The 17,390-nt window shown below is 56.9% G+C and carries 19 protein-coding genes; 15 read left to right on the top strand and 4 right to left on the bottom strand.

Annotated elements, in window-relative coordinates:
- The first annotated feature begins 1 nt into the window (after position 1).
- The 3 genes from qseG to glnB all read left to right on the top strand — a co-directional run bounded on the left by qseG (position 2) and on the right by glnB (position 2,467).
- Positions 2 to 739 carry a two-component system QseEF-associated lipoprotein QseG gene (gene qseG / locus BM007_RS18165; protein ID WP_024908631.1) on the top strand — a complete coding sequence of 246 codons (738 nt, stop codon included), beginning with the start codon at positions 2 to 4 and terminating at the stop codon, positions 737 to 739.
- Positions 726 to 2,063 (top strand): two-component system response regulator GlrR, encoded by a 1,338-nt coding sequence (gene glrR, locus BM007_RS18160; RefSeq protein ID WP_090420222.1) that lies wholly within the window; start codon positions 726 to 728, stop codon positions 2,061 to 2,063. The genes qseG and glrR overlap by 14 nt, the downstream gene beginning before the upstream one ends.
- Positions 2,064 to 2,128: 65 nt before the next feature.
- Positions 2,129 to 2,467, top strand: coding sequence for a nitrogen regulatory protein P-II (glnB, locus tag BM007_RS18155; protein ID WP_003860685.1), 339 nt, complete (start codon positions 2,129 to 2,131; stop codon positions 2,465 to 2,467).
- Positions 2,468 to 2,547: 80 nt separating this feature from the next.
- Here glnB and hmpA read toward each other — a convergent pair whose 3' ends face one another.
- A complete protein-coding gene (gene hmpA / locus BM007_RS18150; RefSeq protein ID WP_090420219.1) occupies positions 2,548 to 3,738 on the bottom strand; it encodes an NO-inducible flavohemoprotein in 1,191 nt (396 codons plus the stop codon).
- A 304-nt stretch (positions 3,739 to 4,042) separates the two neighbouring features.
- Between hmpA and glyA the strand changes: the two genes are divergently transcribed.
- Positions 4,043 to 5,296 (top strand): serine hydroxymethyltransferase, encoded by a 1,254-nt coding sequence (gene glyA / locus BM007_RS18145; RefSeq protein ID WP_008502165.1) that lies wholly within the window; start codon positions 4,043 to 4,045, stop codon positions 5,294 to 5,296.
- 54 nt (positions 5,297 to 5,350) lie between these two features.
- Here the strand turns inward: glyA and BM007_RS18140 are convergent, their stop codons facing one another.
- Positions 5,351 to 5,773, bottom strand: coding sequence for a DoxX family protein (locus BM007_RS18140; protein WP_090420216.1), 423 nt, complete (start codon positions 5,771 to 5,773; stop codon positions 5,351 to 5,353).
- 172 nt (positions 5,774 to 5,945) lie between these two features.
- On the opposite strand from BM007_RS18140, the gene BM007_RS18135 reads away from it, so the two are divergent.
- Positions 5,946 to 7,091, top strand: a complete 1,146-nt coding sequence (locus BM007_RS18135) for a 3-phenylpropionate MFS transporter (RefSeq protein ID WP_024908635.1) — start codon at positions 5,946 to 5,948, stop codon at positions 7,089 to 7,091.
- Here BM007_RS18135 and csiE read toward each other — a convergent pair.
- The gene (gene csiE, locus BM007_RS18130; RefSeq protein ID WP_024908636.1) at positions 7,086 to 8,363 is read right to left on the bottom strand and encodes a stationary phase inducible protein CsiE; all 1,278 of its coding nucleotides are present in this window, start codon (positions 8,361 to 8,363) and stop codon (positions 7,086 to 7,088) included. The two genes, BM007_RS18135 and csiE, sit on opposite strands and share 6 nt — an antisense overlap.
- A 125-nt stretch (positions 8,364 to 8,488) precedes the next feature.
- Here csiE and BM007_RS18125 point away from each other — a divergent pair, with 125 nt between their 5' ends.
- Together BM007_RS18125 and BM007_RS18120 are read left to right on the top strand one after the other, a co-directional pair.
- A complete protein-coding gene (locus BM007_RS18125; RefSeq protein ID WP_024908637.1) occupies positions 8,489 to 9,127 on the top strand; it encodes a DUF1007 family protein in 639 nt (212 codons plus the stop codon).
- Positions 9,118 to 10,098: a nickel/cobalt transporter gene (locus BM007_RS18120; protein WP_061714627.1), complete on the top strand. Its 981-nt coding sequence runs from the start codon at positions 9,118 to 9,120 to the stop codon at positions 10,096 to 10,098. The genes BM007_RS18125 and BM007_RS18120 overlap by 10 nt, the downstream gene beginning before the upstream one ends.
- A gap of 40 nt (positions 10,099 to 10,138) precedes the next feature.
- On the opposite strand, the gene suhB is transcribed toward BM007_RS18120, so the two are convergent.
- Positions 10,139 to 10,942, bottom strand: coding sequence for an inositol-1-monophosphatase (gene suhB / locus BM007_RS18115; RefSeq protein WP_024908639.1), 804 nt, complete (start codon positions 10,940 to 10,942; stop codon positions 10,139 to 10,141).
- 131 nt (positions 10,943 to 11,073) lie between these two features.
- On the opposite strand from suhB, the gene trmJ reads away from it, so the two are divergent.
- The 8 genes from trmJ (at position 11,074) to fdx (ending at position 17,390) form a co-directional block, all read left to right on the top strand.
- Complete coding sequence (gene trmJ, locus BM007_RS18110; RefSeq protein WP_090420213.1) at positions 11,074 to 11,799, top strand: tRNA (cytosine(32)/uridine(32)-2'-O)-methyltransferase TrmJ; 726 nt, start codon at positions 11,074 to 11,076, stop codon at positions 11,797 to 11,799.
- A 220-nt stretch (positions 11,800 to 12,019) separates the two neighbouring features.
- The gene (iscR, locus tag BM007_RS18105) at positions 12,020 to 12,511 is read left to right on the top strand and encodes a Fe-S cluster assembly transcriptional regulator IscR (protein ID WP_024908641.1); all 492 of its coding nucleotides are present in this window, start codon (positions 12,020 to 12,022) and stop codon (positions 12,509 to 12,511) included.
- Between the two features lie 119 nt (positions 12,512 to 12,630).
- Entirely contained in the window at positions 12,631 to 13,845 is a 1,215-nt protein-coding gene (iscS, locus tag BM007_RS18100; RefSeq protein WP_090420210.1) for a cysteine desulfurase, read from the top strand.
- A gap of 24 nt (positions 13,846 to 13,869) precedes the next feature.
- Positions 13,870 to 14,256 carry a Fe-S cluster assembly scaffold IscU gene (gene iscU, locus BM007_RS18095; protein ID WP_003860661.1) on the top strand — a complete coding sequence of 129 codons (387 nt, stop codon included), beginning with the start codon at positions 13,870 to 13,872 and terminating at the stop codon, positions 14,254 to 14,256.
- A gap of 13 nt (positions 14,257 to 14,269) precedes the next feature.
- On the top strand, positions 14,270 to 14,593 hold the full coding sequence (iscA, locus tag BM007_RS18090) for an iron-sulfur cluster assembly protein IscA (protein ID WP_003860659.1): 324 nt from the start codon (positions 14,270 to 14,272) through the stop codon (positions 14,591 to 14,593).
- Between the two features lie 79 nt (positions 14,594 to 14,672).
- Positions 14,673 to 15,188: a co-chaperone HscB gene (gene hscB / locus BM007_RS18085; RefSeq protein WP_024908642.1), complete on the top strand. Its 516-nt coding sequence runs from the start codon at positions 14,673 to 14,675 to the stop codon at positions 15,186 to 15,188.
- A gap of 14 nt (positions 15,189 to 15,202) precedes the next feature.
- Complete coding sequence (hscA, locus tag BM007_RS18080; protein WP_090420207.1) at positions 15,203 to 17,053, top strand: Fe-S protein assembly chaperone HscA; 1,851 nt, start codon at positions 15,203 to 15,205, stop codon at positions 17,051 to 17,053.
- Between the two features lies 1 nt (position 17,054).
- Positions 17,055 to 17,390: an ISC system 2Fe-2S type ferredoxin gene (gene fdx / locus BM007_RS18075; protein WP_003860652.1), complete on the top strand. Its 336-nt coding sequence runs from the start codon at positions 17,055 to 17,057 to the stop codon at positions 17,388 to 17,390.

Below are 17,390 nucleotides of genomic sequence, written 5' to 3'. Positions count from 1 at the left end.
AATGAATCTATGTCTGGTGAGTATGTCACACGTCTTTTCCCGCGCCGTACGCGCGGTGTTTTCCCGCAACACGCTTCGCCTGAGCCTGCCCTGTTTATTTCTGGCAGGGTGTGTTTCCCATGCGCCACAAAGTGCAATTAGCGATAAACAAGAAGATAAATGGCCCGATAACCAGCTGGCCGATTTCCTCTCAACCCGCTGTGACGATATCTGGAACCTGTCAGGTCATGACGTTGAAAGCAACCCGCTGTTCTGGCTGCGTGGAATAGATTGCGCCCAGCGTCTGGCCCCGGTAGACGCTCGCTCCAAGGCGGCGATGCTGGATGACGACACCTGGCAGGACGCTTTCAAGCGCGGCATTTTGCTGGCTGATGCGAAAATCACCCCCGTCGAACGGCGCGCCAACGTGACCCGACTGGACACGTTCGTGGTCAATCTTCCCGTGCAGGTACGCCCGGTATACCAGCTCTGGCGCGATGGGCAGACATTACAGCTTCAGCTGTCTGAAGAGCGCTCCCGCTACAGCAAGCTGCAACAGTCAACCGACAGCGAGCTTGATACGCTGCGTCAGCAGCAGCAACATTTACGTACGCAGCTCGATACCACAACGCGTAAGCTGGAAAACCTGACCGATATCGAAAGGCAGCTCTCGTCGCGCAAATATCAGCCGGGGAGTTCATCTGCGGCACCGGACAGCGATACGCCGAAACAAGAGGATGTGAAGCATGACGAGCCGTAAACCTGCCCATCTGTTACTGGTGGATGACGATCCCGGGCTGTTAAAGCTGCTGGGCATGCGTCTGGTGAGTGAAGGTTACAGCGTCGTGACCGCGGAAAGCGGGCTCGAGGGGCTGAAAATTCTCAGCCGCGAGAAGATCGATCTGGTGATAAGCGACCTGCGGATGGACGAAATGGATGGCCTGCAGCTGTTCGCGGAGATCCAGAAACAGCAGCCGGGGATGCCCGTGATTATCCTGACCGCGCACGGGTCGATCCCGGATGCGGTTGCCGCGACGCAGCAGGGAGTATTCAGCTTCCTGACCAAGCCGGTAGATAAAGACGCGCTGTATAAGGCAATCGACAGCGCGCTGGAACACGCCGTCCCGGCGGGGGATGAAGCGTGGCGGGAGTCCATCGTCACCCGCAGCCCCGTGATGCTGCGTCTGCTTGAACAGGCCAGGATGGTGGCGCAGTCCGACGTCAGCGTGCTCATCAACGGCCAGAGCGGCACCGGGAAAGAGATCCTCGCGCAGGCGATCCATAACGCCAGCCCGCGAAGTAAAAACGCCTTTATCGCCATTAACTGCGGCGCGCTTCCGGAACAGCTGCTCGAATCTGAACTGTTTGGTCACGCCCGCGGCGCATTCACCGGGGCGGTAAGCAGCCGGGAAGGGCTGTTCCAGGCCGCGGAAGGCGGCACGCTGTTCCTGGACGAGATTGGCGATATGCCCGCGCCGCTGCAGGTTAAGCTGCTGCGCGTGTTGCAGGAGCGCAAAGTTCGCCCGCTGGGCAGCAACCGCGACATTGATATTAATGTGCGAATTATTTCCGCCACCCACCGCGATCTGCCGAAAGTGATGGCCCGCAACGAGTTTCGTGAAGATCTCTACTACCGCCTGAACGTGGTGAACCTGAAGATCCCGGCGCTGGCGGAGCGTGCGGAAGACATTCCGCTGCTGGCGAACCACCTTTTACGCCAGGCGGCCGATCGCCATAAACCATTCGTGCGCGCGTTTTCCACCGATGCAATGAAGCGGCTGATGGCCGCAAGCTGGCCGGGTAACGTGCGTCAGCTGGTCAACGTGATTGAGCAGTGCGTGGCGCTGACCTCTTCACCGGTCATCAGCGACGCGCTGGTGGAGCAGGCGCTGGAAGGGGAAAACACGGCGCTGCCGACGTTTGCCGAAGCGCGGAATCAGTTTGAGCTCAACTATCTGCGCAAGCTATTGCAGATCACCAAAGGCAATGTGACCCACGCCGCGCGCATGGCCGGACGCAACCGCACCGAGTTCTACAAGCTGCTGTCGCGCCACGAGCTGGAAGCAAACGATTTTAAAGAGTAATGCCGTATGGTACTGTGAGCAATCGATTACGAGGCAGCTTACAGGCAAGAGTTTAAGGACCCACCATGAAAAAGATTGATGCGATTATTAAACCTTTCAAACTGGATGATGTGCGTGAAGCGCTGGCGGAAGTCGGCATCACCGGGATGACCGTGACGGAAGTGAAAGGTTTTGGTCGTCAGAAGGGCCACACCGAGCTTTACCGTGGCGCAGAGTACATGGTCGACTTTCTGCCGAAAGTGAAAATTGAAATCGTGGTCAGCGACGATATCGTTGATACCTGTGTGGATACCATTATCCGCACCGCGCAAACCGGCAAAATTGGCGACGGTAAAATCTTCGTCTTTGACGTGGCGCGCGTGATCCGTATCCGTACCGGCGAAGAAGACGACGCCGCGATTTAACGTTCTTGCCGGGTGGCGCCGCGCTTACCCGGCCTACAAAACTCTTCGTAGGCCCGCGCAAGCGAAGCGCCGCCGGGCGATTACAGCACCTTATGCGGGCCGAAGCACTCGTAATGAATGCTGTCTTTGTTCACGCCCAGCTCAACCAGCTGCTGAGCGGCATACTGCATAAACGCCACCGGCCCACAGACGTAGAACTGCATGTCCGGCGCGCTAAACGCCCCTTCCATCTGGCTTAAATTCATCAGACCTTCGCTGTCAAAGCGGGCATCTGCGCGGTCTGCCTCCGTCGGCAGGCGATACCAGGTGTGCGCGGTGAAGCGCGGCAGGGACGCCCCGAGCGTTTTCACCTCATCCGCAAAGGCGTGTACATCGCCGTTCTCGGCGGCATGGAACCAGTTAACCTGCGCGCCGTGGCGAGATTTCGCCAGCGTATCGAGCATCGCCAGCATTGGCGTTTGGCCGACGCCCGCAGAGATCAGCGTGACCGGTGTATTAGTGTCAACGGCCATAAAGAAGTCGCCCGCCGGCGCGGCCAGATGGACCACGTCGCCCACGTTCGCTTCGTTGTGCAGCCAGCTGGAAACCTGACCGCCGTCCTCACGCTTCACCGCAATGCGGTAGCCTTTACCGTTTGGCTTGCGGGTAAGAGAATACTGACGGATCTCCTGATGCGGGAAGCCTTCTGGCTTCAGCCACACGCCCAGATACTGGCCAGGCTGGTAATCGGCCACCGGCTGTCCGTCCACCGGCTCAAACTCAAAGCTGGTAATCAATGCGCTGCGCGGGGTTTTCTCGACGATGCGGAACGCCCGCGTGCCTTCCCAGCCGCCGTTCTTACTGGCGTTTTCACTGTAGATCTGTGCTTCACGGTTGATAAACACGTTTGCCAGCACGCCGTAGGCTTTACCCCACGCGTCCAGCACCTCCTGGCCCGGGCTAAACATCTCGTCCAGCGTGGCCAGCAGGTGGCCGCCCACAATGTTGTACTGCTCGGGTTGGATCTGGAAGCTGGTGTGCTTCTGCGCGATTTTTTCCACCGCGGGCAGCAGTGCAGCCAGGTTTTCAATATTGCTGGCATAGGCCGCGATGGCGTTGAACAGCGCTTCACGCTGATCGCCGTTACGCTGGTTGCTCATGTTGAAAATGTCTTTGAGCTCCGGGTTGTGCGTGAACATGCGATCGTAGAAATGGGCGGTGAGTTTAGGGCCGGTTTCCACCAGCAGAGGAATGGTGGCTTTTACGGTAGCGATGGTTTGAGCGTCGAGCATGAGCGCGTCCTTCTGATGTCACTTTAATGATGTATTTTAAATGCATCTTATAAAAAATACCCCTGCGTTGTAAATGGTTCTTTGCAAGATGAAAAATATGCATCACAAACCTGAAAAGAAATCCGCTGGAAAGGGCGAGAGCTTTATTCCTCAAACCCTTGCGTGGCGGGTAGGAAAACGTTTGCGTAAAATCGTTTGTCAAGACCTGTTATCACAGAACTAATCAGTTATACTGTTGCCCGTCGTCCAACAGGACTGCCTTTTCAGGCCAAAATTTACTTGTTAGCTGAGTCAGGAGATGCGGATGTTAAAGCGTGAAATGAACATTGCCGATTATGATGCCGAACTGTGGCAGGCTATGGAGCAGGAAAAAGTACGTCAGGAAGAGCACATCGAACTGATCGCCTCCGAAAACTACACCAGCCCGCGCGTCATGCAGGCGCAGGGTTCTCAGCTGACCAACAAATATGCTGAAGGTTACCCTGGCAAACGCTATTACGGCGGTTGCGAGTACGTTGATATCGTTGAGCAGCTGGCTATCGACCGTGCGAAAGAACTCTTTGGCGCTGACTACGCGAACGTGCAGCCGCACTCTGGCTCTCAGGCTAACTTCGCGGTCTACACCGCGCTGCTGCAGCCGGGCGATACCGTTCTGGGTATGAACCTGGCGCAGGGCGGCCACCTGACTCACGGCTCCCCGGTTAACTTCTCCGGCAAACTGTACAACATCATCCCTTACGGTATTGATGAGTCCGGTAAAATTGACTACGAAGACATGGCGAAGCAGGCTAAAGAGCACAAACCGAAGATGATCATCGGTGGCTTCTCTGCTTACTCCGGTATCGTTGACTGGGCAAAAATGCGTGAAATCGCAGACAGCATCGGTGCTTACCTGTTCGTTGATATGGCGCACGTTGCGGGTCTGATCGCCGCAGGCGTTTACCCGAACCCGGTTCCGCACGCTCACGTTGTGACCACCACCACCCACAAAACCCTGGCGGGTCCACGCGGTGGCCTGATCCTGGCGAAAGGCGGTGACGAAGAGCTGTACAAAAAACTGAACTCCGCGGTGTTCCCAAGCGCGCAGGGCGGCCCACTGATGCACGTTATCGCGGCAAAAGCGGTCGCGCTGAAAGAAGCGATGGAGCCTGAGTTCAAGGTTTACCAGCAGCAGGTTGCTAAGAACGCCAAAGCGATGGTGGAAGTGTTCCTGAACCGTGGCTACAAAGTGGTATCCGGCGGTACTGAAAACCACCTGTTCCTGCTGGATCTGGTTGATAAGAACCTGACCGGTAAAGAAGCTGACGCTGCCCTGGGCCGCGCCAACATCACCGTGAACAAAAACAGCGTGCCAAACGATCCGAAGAGCCCGTTCGTGACCTCCGGTATCCGTATCGGTTCTCCGGCCGTGACTCGCCGCGGCTTCAAAGAAGCGGAAGTGAAAGAGCTGGCTGGCTGGATGTGTGACGTTCTGGACAACATCAATGACGAAGCGGTTATCGAGCGCGTCAAAGGAAAAGTTCTGGATATCTGCGCACGCTTCCCGGTATACGCATAATTCCTCTGCTTTGCAGAAATAAAAAAGGCCGCGCTTGCGGCCTTTTTTTATGGCTTAACGCCGGTCAAGGGAAATCGCGCCGGGACCAACAATCGCCAGCAAAATAAAGGCGCCAGCAATACTGATATTCTTGTAGAAGTTAATCATATTCGGTACGACCGCATCACCGGTCATATCCCAGTAGTGATGCCCAATCACCGCCGTTCCGAGGGTGTAGAACACAAACAGTACCGCGAGAGGACGGGTGAAAAAGCCCAGTACGATCAGGATAGCGGCAGGCACTTCCATCACCACCGCAATAATGGCCGCCAGCATGGGCATCGGCGTCCCCAGCGAGGTCATGTATTGTACGGTGCCGCTAAATCCCGTCAGTTTTGGATAACCAAAGATAATAAACAGCACGACAAGTGCGATGCGGCCGATCAACAGCATCAGGTGACGTGACTGGCCGAAATCGAGATAACGTAGTGAGTTCATGGCAGAAAACCTCTGCAAGTGGAGTAATTTAAACGTAATACATATTTCCATTCCCTGCCATAAGCCAGGCGACTGCACAAGATGTTAATTTTTCGTTAATTTATAGCAGGCTATCTACTTGCTTAATTTTTATATTCTCGCCAGACTATGGCCTCGATTTCGGGAGGGATTCATGGTCTTGCATTCCACGCGCTGGCTGGCGCTCAGTTATTTCACCTATTTCTTTAGCTACGGTATTTTTCTGCCCTTCTGGAGCGTCTGGCTCAAGGGTATCGGCCTGACGCCCGAGACCATCGGCGTCCTGCTGGGGGCCGGGCTGGTGGCGCGTTTCCTCGGCAGCCTGCTGATTGCCCCGCGCGTCAGCGATCCCTCCTTACTGATCAAGGCCGTGCGCATTCTTGCTCTGCTGACCCTGGTCTTTGTGGCCTGCTTCTGGGTCAGCCACCAGTTTGCCTGGCTGATGGTGGTGATGGTCGGCTTTAACCTGTTCTTCTCACCGCTGGTGCCGCTGACGGATGCCCTGGCGAACACCTGGCAAAAGCAGATCACCATGGACTATGGTCGCGTGCGCCTGTGGGGCTCTATCGCCTTTGTGATTGGCTCGGCGCTGGTGGGCAAACTGGTCAGCCTTTACGATTATCGCGCCATTCTTGCCCTGCTGAGCATCGGTATTGCCTCGATGCTGCTGGGCATGCTGCTGCGACCGTCGGTGATGCCACAAGGGGAAAGCCGCCATCAGGAGAGCGCCGGCTGGCCCGCATGGCGGAGCCTGGTCGCACAGAGCTGGCGTTTTCTGGCGTGCGTGTGCCTCCTTCAGGGGGCGCATGCGGCGTATTATGGCTTCAGCGCCATCTACTGGCAGGGGGCAGGGTATTCCGCTTCCGCTGTGGGCTATCTATGGTCGCTGGGCGTGGTGGCCGAAGTCATTATCTTTGCCCTGAGCAAAAAACTGTTCCGTCGCTTTGGCGCGCGTGACCTGCTGCTGCTTTCCGCCGTGTGTGGGGTGGCGCGCTGGGGGATTATGGGCTGGACGACCGATCTACCGTGGCTGATTGTGGCGCAAATTCTTCACTGCGGCACCTTTACCGTGTGCCATCTGGCGGCGATGCGCTATATCGCAGCGCGCGAGGGCGGGGATGTGATTCGTCTGCAGGCCGTCTATTCGGCAGTGGCGATGGGGGGCAGTATCGCGATCATGACGGTGTTTGCGGGGTTCCTCTATCAGCATCTGGGACACGGCGTCTTCTGGGTGATGGCGCTGGTCGCCTTGCCCGCCATCGTTGTTCGCCCTAAGGTGGCTCCCCGCGCGTCGCTATGATTCCAGCATGGCGCGAATATGTTCTTGCTGCTGCGCGTTCAATGTCTCAACGGCATGAATCAATGGCGGCGAGAACAGCGGCAGGGCCGTAGGGTAGGGGGTGATAACCAGCGCGGCTTCGCGCGGCGCCCCCTCTTTCTGAAAGGCCTGCAGCGTCAGGTAGCGAATGTTGAGCGGCAGCAGCGTCAGCTCGCGAAGCTGCTGTTCAATCCGCTCCTCGCTGGCTTTATCGTCTCCCGTCAGCAGGATCACCTGTTTTTCATGCAGGTCAGTCTCCTGCATCAGCCAGGCACCAAAAATCACCGCCACGAGGCTCATCTCTTCATCGGAAAAACGTAGCCCAAATTCCGCTTCCAGCTCAAACAGCGCCTCTTTCGTGGTGCGTAACAGTCGGGGATAAAGGCGGTGGATCTCCTCCGGCAGGTTATTGTCGATGCCGATCTCAAACAGCGAACGGTCCAGCGCCTGAGCCAGATGGATATACAGCTGATCGGTCAGCCCTTGTTCATCGCTGAAGTTCATCCCGGTCTGGGAACGAAAGCGGGCCACCATGCGCACGATGGCCCGACGTAGACGCTGATCCTGCTGGTGCTTATCAAGCACCGGATCGGGCGTGCGGAGCATCATAAACAGCAGTGCCAGAAACAGCTGTTCATCCCCGTGGGCACCCTGCGGGACGCGCCGTCTCCAGTGGCGCACGATCTCCTGGGCCGTAAAATACTCCCCTCTCGACTGGGTCCAGCTGCGCTGAACGTGGGAAAACTGCGGCGTATTCCCGAGCTGGTGCTGAATAAGGCAGTATTGCAGATAAAGCTGTAAAAACTGGACGTCGCGGCATTCAAACTGGCGCTGGAGCTTGCGTGAGCAGAAGCCGATCAGCGCCCGCAGGTTCGCATCGTCGTAAAGCGGACGCGCAATGCCGTGTTGTTTAAGCGCGGTTTTTAATGCGGGGGTAAACTGGTGCGAGACGAATTGCGGGCAAAGCCGCAGCGCCCGGCGCAGCCAGTGCAGCAGGCATAAACGCTGATTCAGGGCTGTGCCTTCAATCCGGTAGCAGCCGTCGTGGTGCGTAACGATATCCAGCCGGTGATAGCGCTGGATTTCATCGCGCGTCTCGGCTATATCTTGCCGTGCCATCGCGTCATCCACGCCGTTGGCAGCGATTATGCTCTGTGCGGTGACGGCAGCATCGGGCAGGTAAAGCATCAAAAGCACCTGGCAGCGGCGCTGCGAACTGGAAAGCACAGATGGAATTTCAAGCGTCGTCATCATCTGTCGGGTATCCAGTGTGAATGTTTGATAAGAATAGCTAAAGGATGAGCGCTGAAAAGCGCGCCGGCAGGCCTTTCACTCAGGATTGCTGGGGAACATCACAGAATTTTTGACGTGAGGAATTGATGCAAACAGTTAAACAATGTGCGATGGCGTTATTTTTGGCGGTTATCAGCTTAACCGCCAGCGCACACCCTCACAGCTTTATCGACCTCAAAACCGAGCTGGTCACCGACGGCACGCAATTGAGCGGCCTGAAAATGCGCTGGACGATGGATGAAATCACCTCGGCCGATCTGCTCTACGATGCGGGAAATGCGAAGCCCGGCGATGAAATCTGGAAAAAGCTGGCGGCGGAAGTAATGGCCAACGTGCTCGGCCAGCACTACTTCACTGAATTCTGGCACAACGGGCAAAAGGTCAAATTTCTGAACCGACCCACGGAATACGGGATGACGCGTGAAGGGCACCAGGCGGTGCTGACGTTCGTGCTTCCGCTGGCGCATCCGCAGCCGCTGGCGGGGCAAACGTACCGCTTTTCCACCTTTGACCCTACCTACTATGTTGACATGCGCTATGACAAAGACAGCGACGTACGGCTGCCGGACGCGCTGCAAAAAAGCTGCAAAATTGGCGTGCACACCCCGAAACCCAGCGAAGAGACGCTGAACTTTGCGGTCTCGCTTGATAAAGAAGATGCACCGCCCGAGGATATGGAATTGGGTAAACAGTTTGCGCAGGAGGTGACGTTACAATGTCAGTGATCTCCTCTCCGGTTCGGAAACCGCGCCGCTGGCTGCACCTCTGGCCGCTGGCGCTCTTTTTACTGTTAGCAGCTGGCGGTGCGCTGTGGCTGTGGCAGGCCTGGCCGCAGGTCATGATGAAAAGCATTATCTGGCAGCGTGAGGTCAACCAGCAGATGAGCGGTCTGCTGAAGGCGGTGGCGGAGAACCCGACAAAAGCGGGTGGTTCCCTGCTGGCGTTCAGTTTTGTCTATGGCGTTCTGCACGCCCTGGGGCCGGGGCACGGCAAAATCGTCATCACGACCTGGCTCGCCACCCATCCGTCAAAGTTGAAATCGAGTATCGGCCTGACGCTGGCCTCCTCGCTGCTTCAGGGCGGCGTGGCGATTGCGCTCGTGGTGGTCGTGCTTTCGCTGTTACAGCTTCCCGCGCGCCAGCTGCACTTGAGCAGCTTCTGGCTTGAAAAAGGGAGCTACGCGCTGGTGGGTTTGCTGGGGCTGATCCTCTGCTGGCGGGCGCTGAAAAAGCTGCGCGTGCTGCTGCAAAAGCCGAAATTCAAAACCTTTACGCCGCACCACGTTCATGATGAAAACTGCGGCTGCGGGCATCAGCATTTGCCAACACAGGAACAATTACAGAACGGCGACGACTGGCGCGCGCGGCTGGTGATTGTTCTCTCTATGGGCATGCGCCCGTGTTCGGGTGCCATCATGGTGCTGCTGTTCAGTAAGGTGATAGGCGTGTTCGGCTGGGGCATGCTGTCCGCGCTGGCGATGGCGTCAGGAACCTCTCTCACCATTTCGTCTTTAGCGCTGCTGGTACACAGCTTCCGTCAGCTGGCGGTCAAACTCAGCGGCAATAAAACGCCGGTGCTGTGGCGACAGGTAGGATGGACAACGCTTGCGCTGGCGGGCGGGGTGATTCTGCTGGTAGCGGCGGTAACGATGTGGATGAGTGCGGTGCCGGTGGGAAGGGGATTGCGGCCTTTTTAGTTTCAATTCCCTCTCCCACAGGGAGAGGGAATTACCGGGATTAACGCTTCAGCGCATCGCTCAGTTCATCACGCATGTTTGCCAGCATGGCTTTAACAACGCGTGGGTTACCCGCAACGATGTTGCCGGTAGACAGATAGTTATGGCCGCCGGTGAAGTCGCAAACAATGGCGCCTGCTTCACGTGCGATCAGCTCGCCCGCTGCAAAATCCCATGGCTTCAGTGAGAGTTCGAAGTAACCGTCAACGCGGCCGGTGGCAACATAGGCCAGATCCAGCGCAGCAGAACCGGTGCGACGGAAGTCCGCGCATTCGGTGAACAGTTTGCCCAGGATATTCATATAGGTGGTCGCGTGCTGTTTTGCCTTGAACGGGAAACCGGTCGCCAGGATGGTGCCGTCCAGATCGCGTGCGTTGCTGCAGCGCAGACGGTAGCCGTTCAGCTGTGCGCCCTGACCGCGGGTCGCGGTGAACAGTTCGTTACGCATTGGATCGTACACAACGGCGACTTCAGTACGGCCTTTAATGCGTACTGCGATAGACACAGAGAAGTGTGGCAGGCGTTTGACGAAGTTGGTGGTGCCATCCAGTGGATCGATAACCCATTGAACATCCTGATCGGTACCTTCATGTTCACCGCTTTCTTCGGTGATGATGGTGTGCTGTGGGTAAGATTTGCGGATCGTTTCGATAATAATCGCTTCTGCGGCTTTATCGACGTTCGTCACGAAATCATTGCTGCCTTTCTGGCTGGTTTCTACGGAGTCTGGCGTTTCGTAGTGTTTGGCAATTACATTACCCGCCTTGCGCGCTGCGCGCACGGCGATGGTCAGCATCGGATGCATCGGTCTCTCTCACTGGATGTTAAAGAACAGGAAAATCGGCGCAGAGTATAGCAGCGGGATCGGATTATGTCTCCCGTTTATGATAATATGCCCGAATATTCTTCAGACGCTGAATTCAGACATTAAAAATTATGCTGCAAAACATTCGAATCGTGCTGGTCGAAACATCGCACACCGGCAACATGGGCTCCGTTGCCCGCGCTATGAAAACCATGGGCTTAACGAACCTGTGGCTGGTTAACCCGCTGGTGAAACCCGACTCACAGGCTATCGCGCTGGCGGCCGGGGCCAGCGACGTGATCGGCAATGCCCAGATCGTCGACACCCTTGACGAAGCGCTGGCCGGCTGCAGCCTCGTTGTGGGTACCAGCGCGCGTTCGCGCACGCTGCCGTGGCCAATGCTCGATCCGCGTGAATGCGGCCTGAAAAGTGTCTCGGAGGCAGAACAGGCGCCGGTTGCGCTGGTGTTTGGCCGCGAGCGCGTTGGCCTGACCAACGACGAGCTGCAGAAGTGTCATTATCACGTCGCGATTGCGGCAAACCCGGAGTACAGCTCGCTGAACCTGGCGATGGCGGTGCAGGTTATCGCTTACGAAGTCCGTATGGCGTGGCTGGCGACGCAGGAGAAAGAGATCGAGCCTAAAGAAGAGACGGCCTACCCGCTGGTGGACGACCTTGAGCGCTTCTACGGTCACCTGGAGCAGACGCTGCTCTCAACCGGCTTTATCCGCGAAGGCCACCCGGGGCAGGTAATGAACAAGCTGCGCCGCATGTTTACCCGCGCGCGTCCGGAAAGCCAGGAACTGAACATCCTGCGCGGGATCCTGGCGTCGATTGAGCAGAAGAATAAAGAGTAGTACCGGTTTGTTTTCTCCCTCTCCCGGTGGGAGAGGGGCGGGGTGAGGGCATCAGGCCGCACCTGTATTATGAAGGCACAGAAGGTTAAATACCTGACTAAAACAGTCAAGTAAATAGTTGACCATTTTAGTCAGGAATGTCAGACTTGGCCCTGCTATGCAATACCCCATTTTACTATAAAAAACCCCGGGCAGGGGCGAGTTTGAGGTTAAGTAAGACATGAGACTGACATCTAAAGGGCGTTATGCCGTGACCGCGATGCTGGACGTTGCGCTCAACTCCGAAGCGGGCCCGGTTCCGTTGGCTGATATTTCTGAACGACAAGGGATCTCCCTCTCTTATCTGGAACAGCTGTTCTCCAGACTGCGTAAAAATGGACTGGTTTCCAGCGTTCGTGGCCCAGGCGGCGGTTATCTGCTGGGTAAAGACGCGGGCAGTATTGCAGTTGGTGAAGTGATTAGCGCAGTTGACGAATCCGTTGACGCGACCCGTTGCCAGGGTAAAGGCGGCTGCCAGGGCGGCGATAAGTGCCTGACCCACGCGCTGTGGCGCGATCTGAGCGACCGTCTCACCGGCTTCCTGAACAACATCACCCTGGGTGAACTGGTCAATAACCAGGAAGTTCTGGATGTCTCTGGTCGTCAGCACAGTCAGGATTCCCAACGCAGCACCCGCGCGCAGGACGCTATCGACGTCAAACTGCGCGCGTAATAAAACGATAAGTATTTCAGAATCAGGCCGGGGCGAAGACTCGCCCCGTGTACTCGGTCGTACATCCAGCCGGTTGCCTGATTCCTTGCATTGAAGCGATGTACGGAGTTTAAAGAGCAATGAAATTACCGATTTATCTCGATTACTCCGCAACCACGCCGGTGGACCCGCGTGTTGCCGAGAAAATGATGCAGTGTCTGACCCTGGACGGAAACTTTGGTAACCCAGCTTCCCGTTCACACCGTTTTGGCTGGCATGCTGAAGAGGCGGTTGATATCGCCCGTAATCAGATTGCTGACCTGGTGGGTGCCGACCCGCGTGAGATTGTTTTCACCTCTGGTGCGACTGAATCCGACAACCTGGCGATCAAAGGTGCAGCCAACTTTTATCAGAAAAAAGGCAAGCACATCATCACCAGCAAAACCGAACACAAAGCCGTGCTGGACACCTGCCGCCAGCTGGAGCGTGAAGGGTATGAAGTCACCTATCTGGTGCCACAGAGCAACGGCATCATCGATCTGAAAGAGCTCGAAGCGGCTATGCGTGATGACACCATTCTGGTCTCCATCATGCACGTCAACAACGAAATCGGCGTGGTACAAGACATCGCGACCATCGGCGAAATGTGCCGCGCGCGCGGTATCATCTACCACGTGGACGCGACCCAGAGCGTGGGCAAACTGCCTATCGACCTGAGCCAGCTGAAAGTGGACCTGATGTCCTTCTCCGGCCACAAAATCTATGGCCCGAAAGGGATTGGCGCGCTGTACGTTCGTCGTAAACCACGTATCCGCATCGAAGCACAGATGCACGGTGGCGGTCACGAGCGCGGCATGCGTTCCGGTACGCTGCCTGTTCACCAGATCGTGGGCATGGGCGAAGCTTACCGCATTGCAAAAGAAGAGATGGAAACCGAGATGGCACGCCTGCGCACGCTGCGTAACCGTCTGTGGGACGGCGTGAAAGATATGGAAGAAGTGTATCTGAACGGCGATCTCGAGCAGGGCGCTCCGAACATCCTCAACGTCAGCTTCAACTATGTTGAAGGCGAATCGCTGATTATGGCGCTGAAAGACCTGGCCGTTTCTTCCGGTTCTGCCTGTACTTCTGCAAGCCTTGAGCCATCCTACGTGCTGCGCGCGCTGGGTATGACTGACGAGCTGGCACACAGCTCTATCCGTTTCTCTTTAGGTCGTTTCACTACCGAAGAAGAGATTGACTACACCATCAAGCTGGTTCGCAACTCCATTGGCCGTCTGCGCGACCTTTCTCCACTGTGGGAAATGTTCAAGCAGGGCGTGGATCTGAACAGCATTGAATGGTCACATCACTAATCGGTACATAAGGAGAATTCAATCATGGCATACAGCGAAAAAGTCATCGATCATTACGAAAACCCACGCAACGTTGGCTCTTTTGACAACAGCGATGAATCTGTTGGTAGCGGCATGGTCGGTGCGCCGGCGTGTGGCGACGTGATGAAGTTGCAGATTAAAGTCAACAATGAAGGTATCATTGAAGACGCGCGCTTCAAGACCTACGGCTGCGGTTCTGCTATCGCCTCCAGCTCCCTGGTCACCGAATGGGTGAAGGGCAAGTCTCTGGACGAAGCACAGGCAATCAAGAACACGGATATTGCTGAAGAACTCGAACTGCCACCGGTGAAAATTCACTGCTCAATTCTGGCAGAAGACGCGATCAAAGCCGCCATTGCGGATTACAAAAGCAAACGTGAAGCAAAATAATTGAGGTTTGAGTATGTCGATTACCCTTAGCGACAGCGCTGCCGCGCGAGTAAGCTCTTTTCTGGCGAACCGTGGTAAAGGCTTTGGCCTGCGACTGGGCGTACGTACCTCCGGCTGTTCTGGTATGGCTTACGTACTGGAGTTTGTTGATGAACCGGCGTCTGACGACACCGTGTTTGAAGACAAGGGCGTGAAGGTGGTGGTCGATGGCAAAAGCCTGCAATTCCTCAACGGCACTCAGCTGGACTTCGTTAAAGAAGGCCTGAACGAAGGGTTTAAATTCACGAACCCGAACGTCAAAGACGAGTGTGGTTGCGGCGAAAGCTTCCACGTTTAACCGCGCGTCATCCGAAACCCCACCGTGGCGTACCCGCTGCGCGTGGGGTTTGTTATAACAGGCTACCCCTGAGATTGTTATGGATTACTTCACTCTCTTCGGACTTCCCGCTCAATACCCGATTGATCTCCAGGCGCTGACGATCCGCTTTCAGGATCTTCAGCGTCAGTACCATCCGGACAAATTCGCGAGCGGTACTCAGGCAGAACAGCTGGCTGCGGTATCGCACTCTGCGACCATCAACCAGGCCTGGCAGACGCTGCGCCATCCGCTGGCGCGCGCTGAGTATCTGCTCTCGCTCCACGGTTTCGATCTGGCGAGCGAACAGCATACCGTGCGCGACACCGCGTTTCTGATGGAACAGCTGGAGCTTCGCGAAGAGCTCGATGAGATTGAACAGGCCAAAGACGAAGCGCGTCTGGAAAGCTTTATCACGCGCGTGAAGGGCATGTTCGATACCCGCCATCAGCAGATGGTGGAGCAACTGAACAACGAGACCTGGGACGTGGCGGCAGACACTGTGCGCAAACTCCGTTTTCTCGATAAACTGCGAAGCAGTGCTGAACAACTCGAAGAAAAGCTGCTCGATTTTTAATTTCGGAAGCAATTATGGCCTTATTACAAATTAGTGAGCCTGGCTTAAGTGCCGCACCGCACCAGCGTCGTCTGGCGGTGGGTATTGACCTGGGCACCACCAATTCCCTCGTGGCGACCGTGCGCAGCGGCCAGGCGGAAACGCTGGCTGACGAGCAGGGCCGCCATCTGCTGCCTTCCGTGGTCCACTACCAGCAGCAGGGTCACGCGGTCGGCTATGACGCCCGCGCCAACGCCGCGCGCGATCCGGCCAACACCATCAGCTCCGTCAAACGCATGATGGGCCGCTCGCTGGCCGATATTCAGACCCGCTACCCGCATCTGCCGTATCAGCTGCAGGCCAGTGAAAACGGCCTGCCGATGATCGCGACCGCGGCCGGTCTGCTGAACCCGATTCGTGTTTCTGCTGACATTCTCAAAGCGCTGGCGGAGCGCGCTACGGCAACGCTCGGTGGCGATCTGGACGGCGTGGTGATCACCGTTCCTGCCTATTTTGACGATGCACAGCGTCAGGGCACCAAAGACGCCGCGCGTCTGGCGGGCCTGCACGTGCTGCGTCTGCTGAACGAACCGACGGCGGCGGCGATTGCCTACGGCCTCGACTCCGGTCAGGAAGGGGTCATTGCGGTTTACGATCTCGGCGGCGGTACCTTTGATATCTCAATCCTGCGCTTAAGCCGCGGGGTATTTGAAGTGCTGGCGACCGGCGGGGATTCCGCGCTGGGTGGCGATGACTTCGACCATCTGCTGGCGGACTACATTCGCGAGCAGGCGGGCATCAGCGATCGCAGCGATGCGCGCGTACAGCGCGAGCTGCTGGATGCGGCTATTGACGCCAAAATCGCCCTGAGCGATGCGCAGACGGTTACCGTAAACGTTGCGGGCTGGCAGGGTGACATCACCCGCGACCAGTTCAGCGATCTGATTGCCCCGCTGGTGAAACGCACCCTGCTGGCCTGCCGTCGCGCATTGAAAGATGCGGGCGTTGAGGCGAACGAGGTGCTGGAAGTGGTCATGGTAGGCGGTTCGACCCGCGTGCCGCAGGTGCGCGAACGCGTGGGCGAATTCTTTGGCCGCACGCCGCTGACTTCCATCGACCCGGACAAAGTGGTTGCCGTGGGCGCCGCAATCCAGGCCGATATTCTGGTCGGCAACAAGCCGGACAGCGAAATGCTGCTGCTGGACGTCATCCCGCTGTCGCTGGGGTTAGAAACTATGGGCGGCCTTGTGGAGAAAGTGATCCCGCGTAACACCACCATTCCGGTGGCGCGCGCGCAGGAGTTCACCACCTTCAAAGACGGCCAGACCGCGATGTCCATCCACGTAATGCAGGGCGAACGCGAGCTGGTGCAGGACTGCCGCTCTCTGGCGCGCTTTGCGCTGCGCGGTATCCCGGCGCTGCCTGCGGGCGGGGCGCATATTCGCGTCACCTTCCAGGTGGATGCGGACGGCCTGCTGAGCGTCACGGCGATGGAAAAATCCACCGGCGTGGAATCGTCCATCCAGGTGAAGCCGTCCTACGGCCTGACCGATGGCGAAATCGCCTCTATGATTCAGGACTCAATGAGCTACGCCGAGCAGGATGTGAAGGCGCGTATGCTGGCCGAACAGAAAGTTGAAGCCGCACGCGTGCTGGAGAGCCTGACCGGCGCGCTCGCTGCCGACGCCGCGCTGCTCAGCGCCGCTGAGCGTCAGGTGATTGACGAAGCCGCCGCGCGCTTAAGCGTGGTCGCTGAAGGCAATGACGCTGACGCAATAGAAGAAGCCATTAAAAACGTTGATAAACAAACCCAGGACTTTGCTGCTCGCCGCATGGACAAATCTGTCCGCGTCGCGCTGAAAGGCCAGTCCGTGGACGAGGTTTAATATGCCAAAGATTGTAATTTTGCCTCATGCGGACCTCTGTCCGGATGGCGCTGTTCTGGAAGCGAAGACCGGTGAAACCATTCTCGATGTTGCCCTGCGTGCAGGTATCGAAGTGGAACACGCCTGTGAAAAATCCTGTGCCTGCACCACCTGCCACTGCATCGTGCGTGAAGGTTTTGACTCTCTCGCCGAGAGCACCGAAGACGAAGACGACATGCTGGATAAAGCATGGGGTCTGGAGCCAGACAGCCGCTTAAGCTGCCAGGCTGCGGTGACCGATGAAGATCTGGTCGTTGAATTCCCGCGTTACACCATCAACCACGCACGCGAGCATTGA

Source organism: Enterobacter sp. NFIX59, from assembly GCF_900113755.1.
GTDB lineage: Bacteria > Pseudomonadota > Gammaproteobacteria > Enterobacterales > Enterobacteriaceae > Enterobacter > Enterobacter pseudoroggenkampii.
The sequence above is the reverse complement of the archived record's forward strand: the minus strand, read 5'-3'. Positions and strand labels throughout refer to the sequence as shown.

Coding starts and splice junctions, on each gene's coding strand:
- qseG (WP_024908631.1), top strand. CDS start 2: ATGAATCTATGTCTGGTGAGTATGTCACACGTCTTTTCCCGCGCCGTA.
- glrR (WP_090420222.1), top strand. CDS start 726: ATGACGAGCCGTAAACCTGCCCATCTGTTACTGGTGGATGACGATCCC.
- glnB (WP_003860685.1), top strand. CDS start 2,129: ATGAAAAAGATTGATGCGATTATTAAACCTTTCAAACTGGATGATGTG.
- hmpA (WP_090420219.1), bottom strand. CDS start 3,738: ATGCTCGACGCTCAAACCATCGCTACCGTAAAAGCCACCATTCCTCTG.
- glyA (WP_008502165.1), top strand. CDS start 4,043: ATGTTAAAGCGTGAAATGAACATTGCCGATTATGATGCCGAACTGTGG.
- BM007_RS18140 (WP_090420216.1), bottom strand. CDS start 5,773: ATGAACTCACTACGTTATCTCGATTTCGGCCAGTCACGTCACCTGATG.
- BM007_RS18135 (WP_024908635.1), top strand. CDS start 5,946: ATGGTCTTGCATTCCACGCGCTGGCTGGCGCTCAGTTATTTCACCTAT.
- csiE (WP_024908636.1), bottom strand. CDS start 8,363: ATGATGACGACGCTTGAAATTCCATCTGTGCTTTCCAGTTCGCAGCGC.
- BM007_RS18125 (WP_024908637.1), top strand. CDS start 8,489: ATGCAAACAGTTAAACAATGTGCGATGGCGTTATTTTTGGCGGTTATC.
- BM007_RS18120 (WP_061714627.1), top strand. CDS start 9,118: ATGTCAGTGATCTCCTCTCCGGTTCGGAAACCGCGCCGCTGGCTGCAC.
- suhB (WP_024908639.1), bottom strand. CDS start 10,942: ATGCATCCGATGCTGACCATCGCCGTGCGCGCAGCGCGCAAGGCGGGT.
- trmJ (WP_090420213.1), top strand. CDS start 11,074: ATGCTGCAAAACATTCGAATCGTGCTGGTCGAAACATCGCACACCGGC.
- iscR (WP_024908641.1), top strand. CDS start 12,020: ATGAGACTGACATCTAAAGGGCGTTATGCCGTGACCGCGATGCTGGAC.
- iscS (WP_090420210.1), top strand. CDS start 12,631: ATGAAATTACCGATTTATCTCGATTACTCCGCAACCACGCCGGTGGAC.
- iscU (WP_003860661.1), top strand. CDS start 13,870: ATGGCATACAGCGAAAAAGTCATCGATCATTACGAAAACCCACGCAAC.
- iscA (WP_003860659.1), top strand. CDS start 14,270: ATGTCGATTACCCTTAGCGACAGCGCTGCCGCGCGAGTAAGCTCTTTT.
- hscB (WP_024908642.1), top strand. CDS start 14,673: ATGGATTACTTCACTCTCTTCGGACTTCCCGCTCAATACCCGATTGAT.
- hscA (WP_090420207.1), top strand. CDS start 15,203: ATGGCCTTATTACAAATTAGTGAGCCTGGCTTAAGTGCCGCACCGCAC.
- fdx (WP_003860652.1), top strand. CDS start 17,055: ATGCCAAAGATTGTAATTTTGCCTCATGCGGACCTCTGTCCGGATGGC.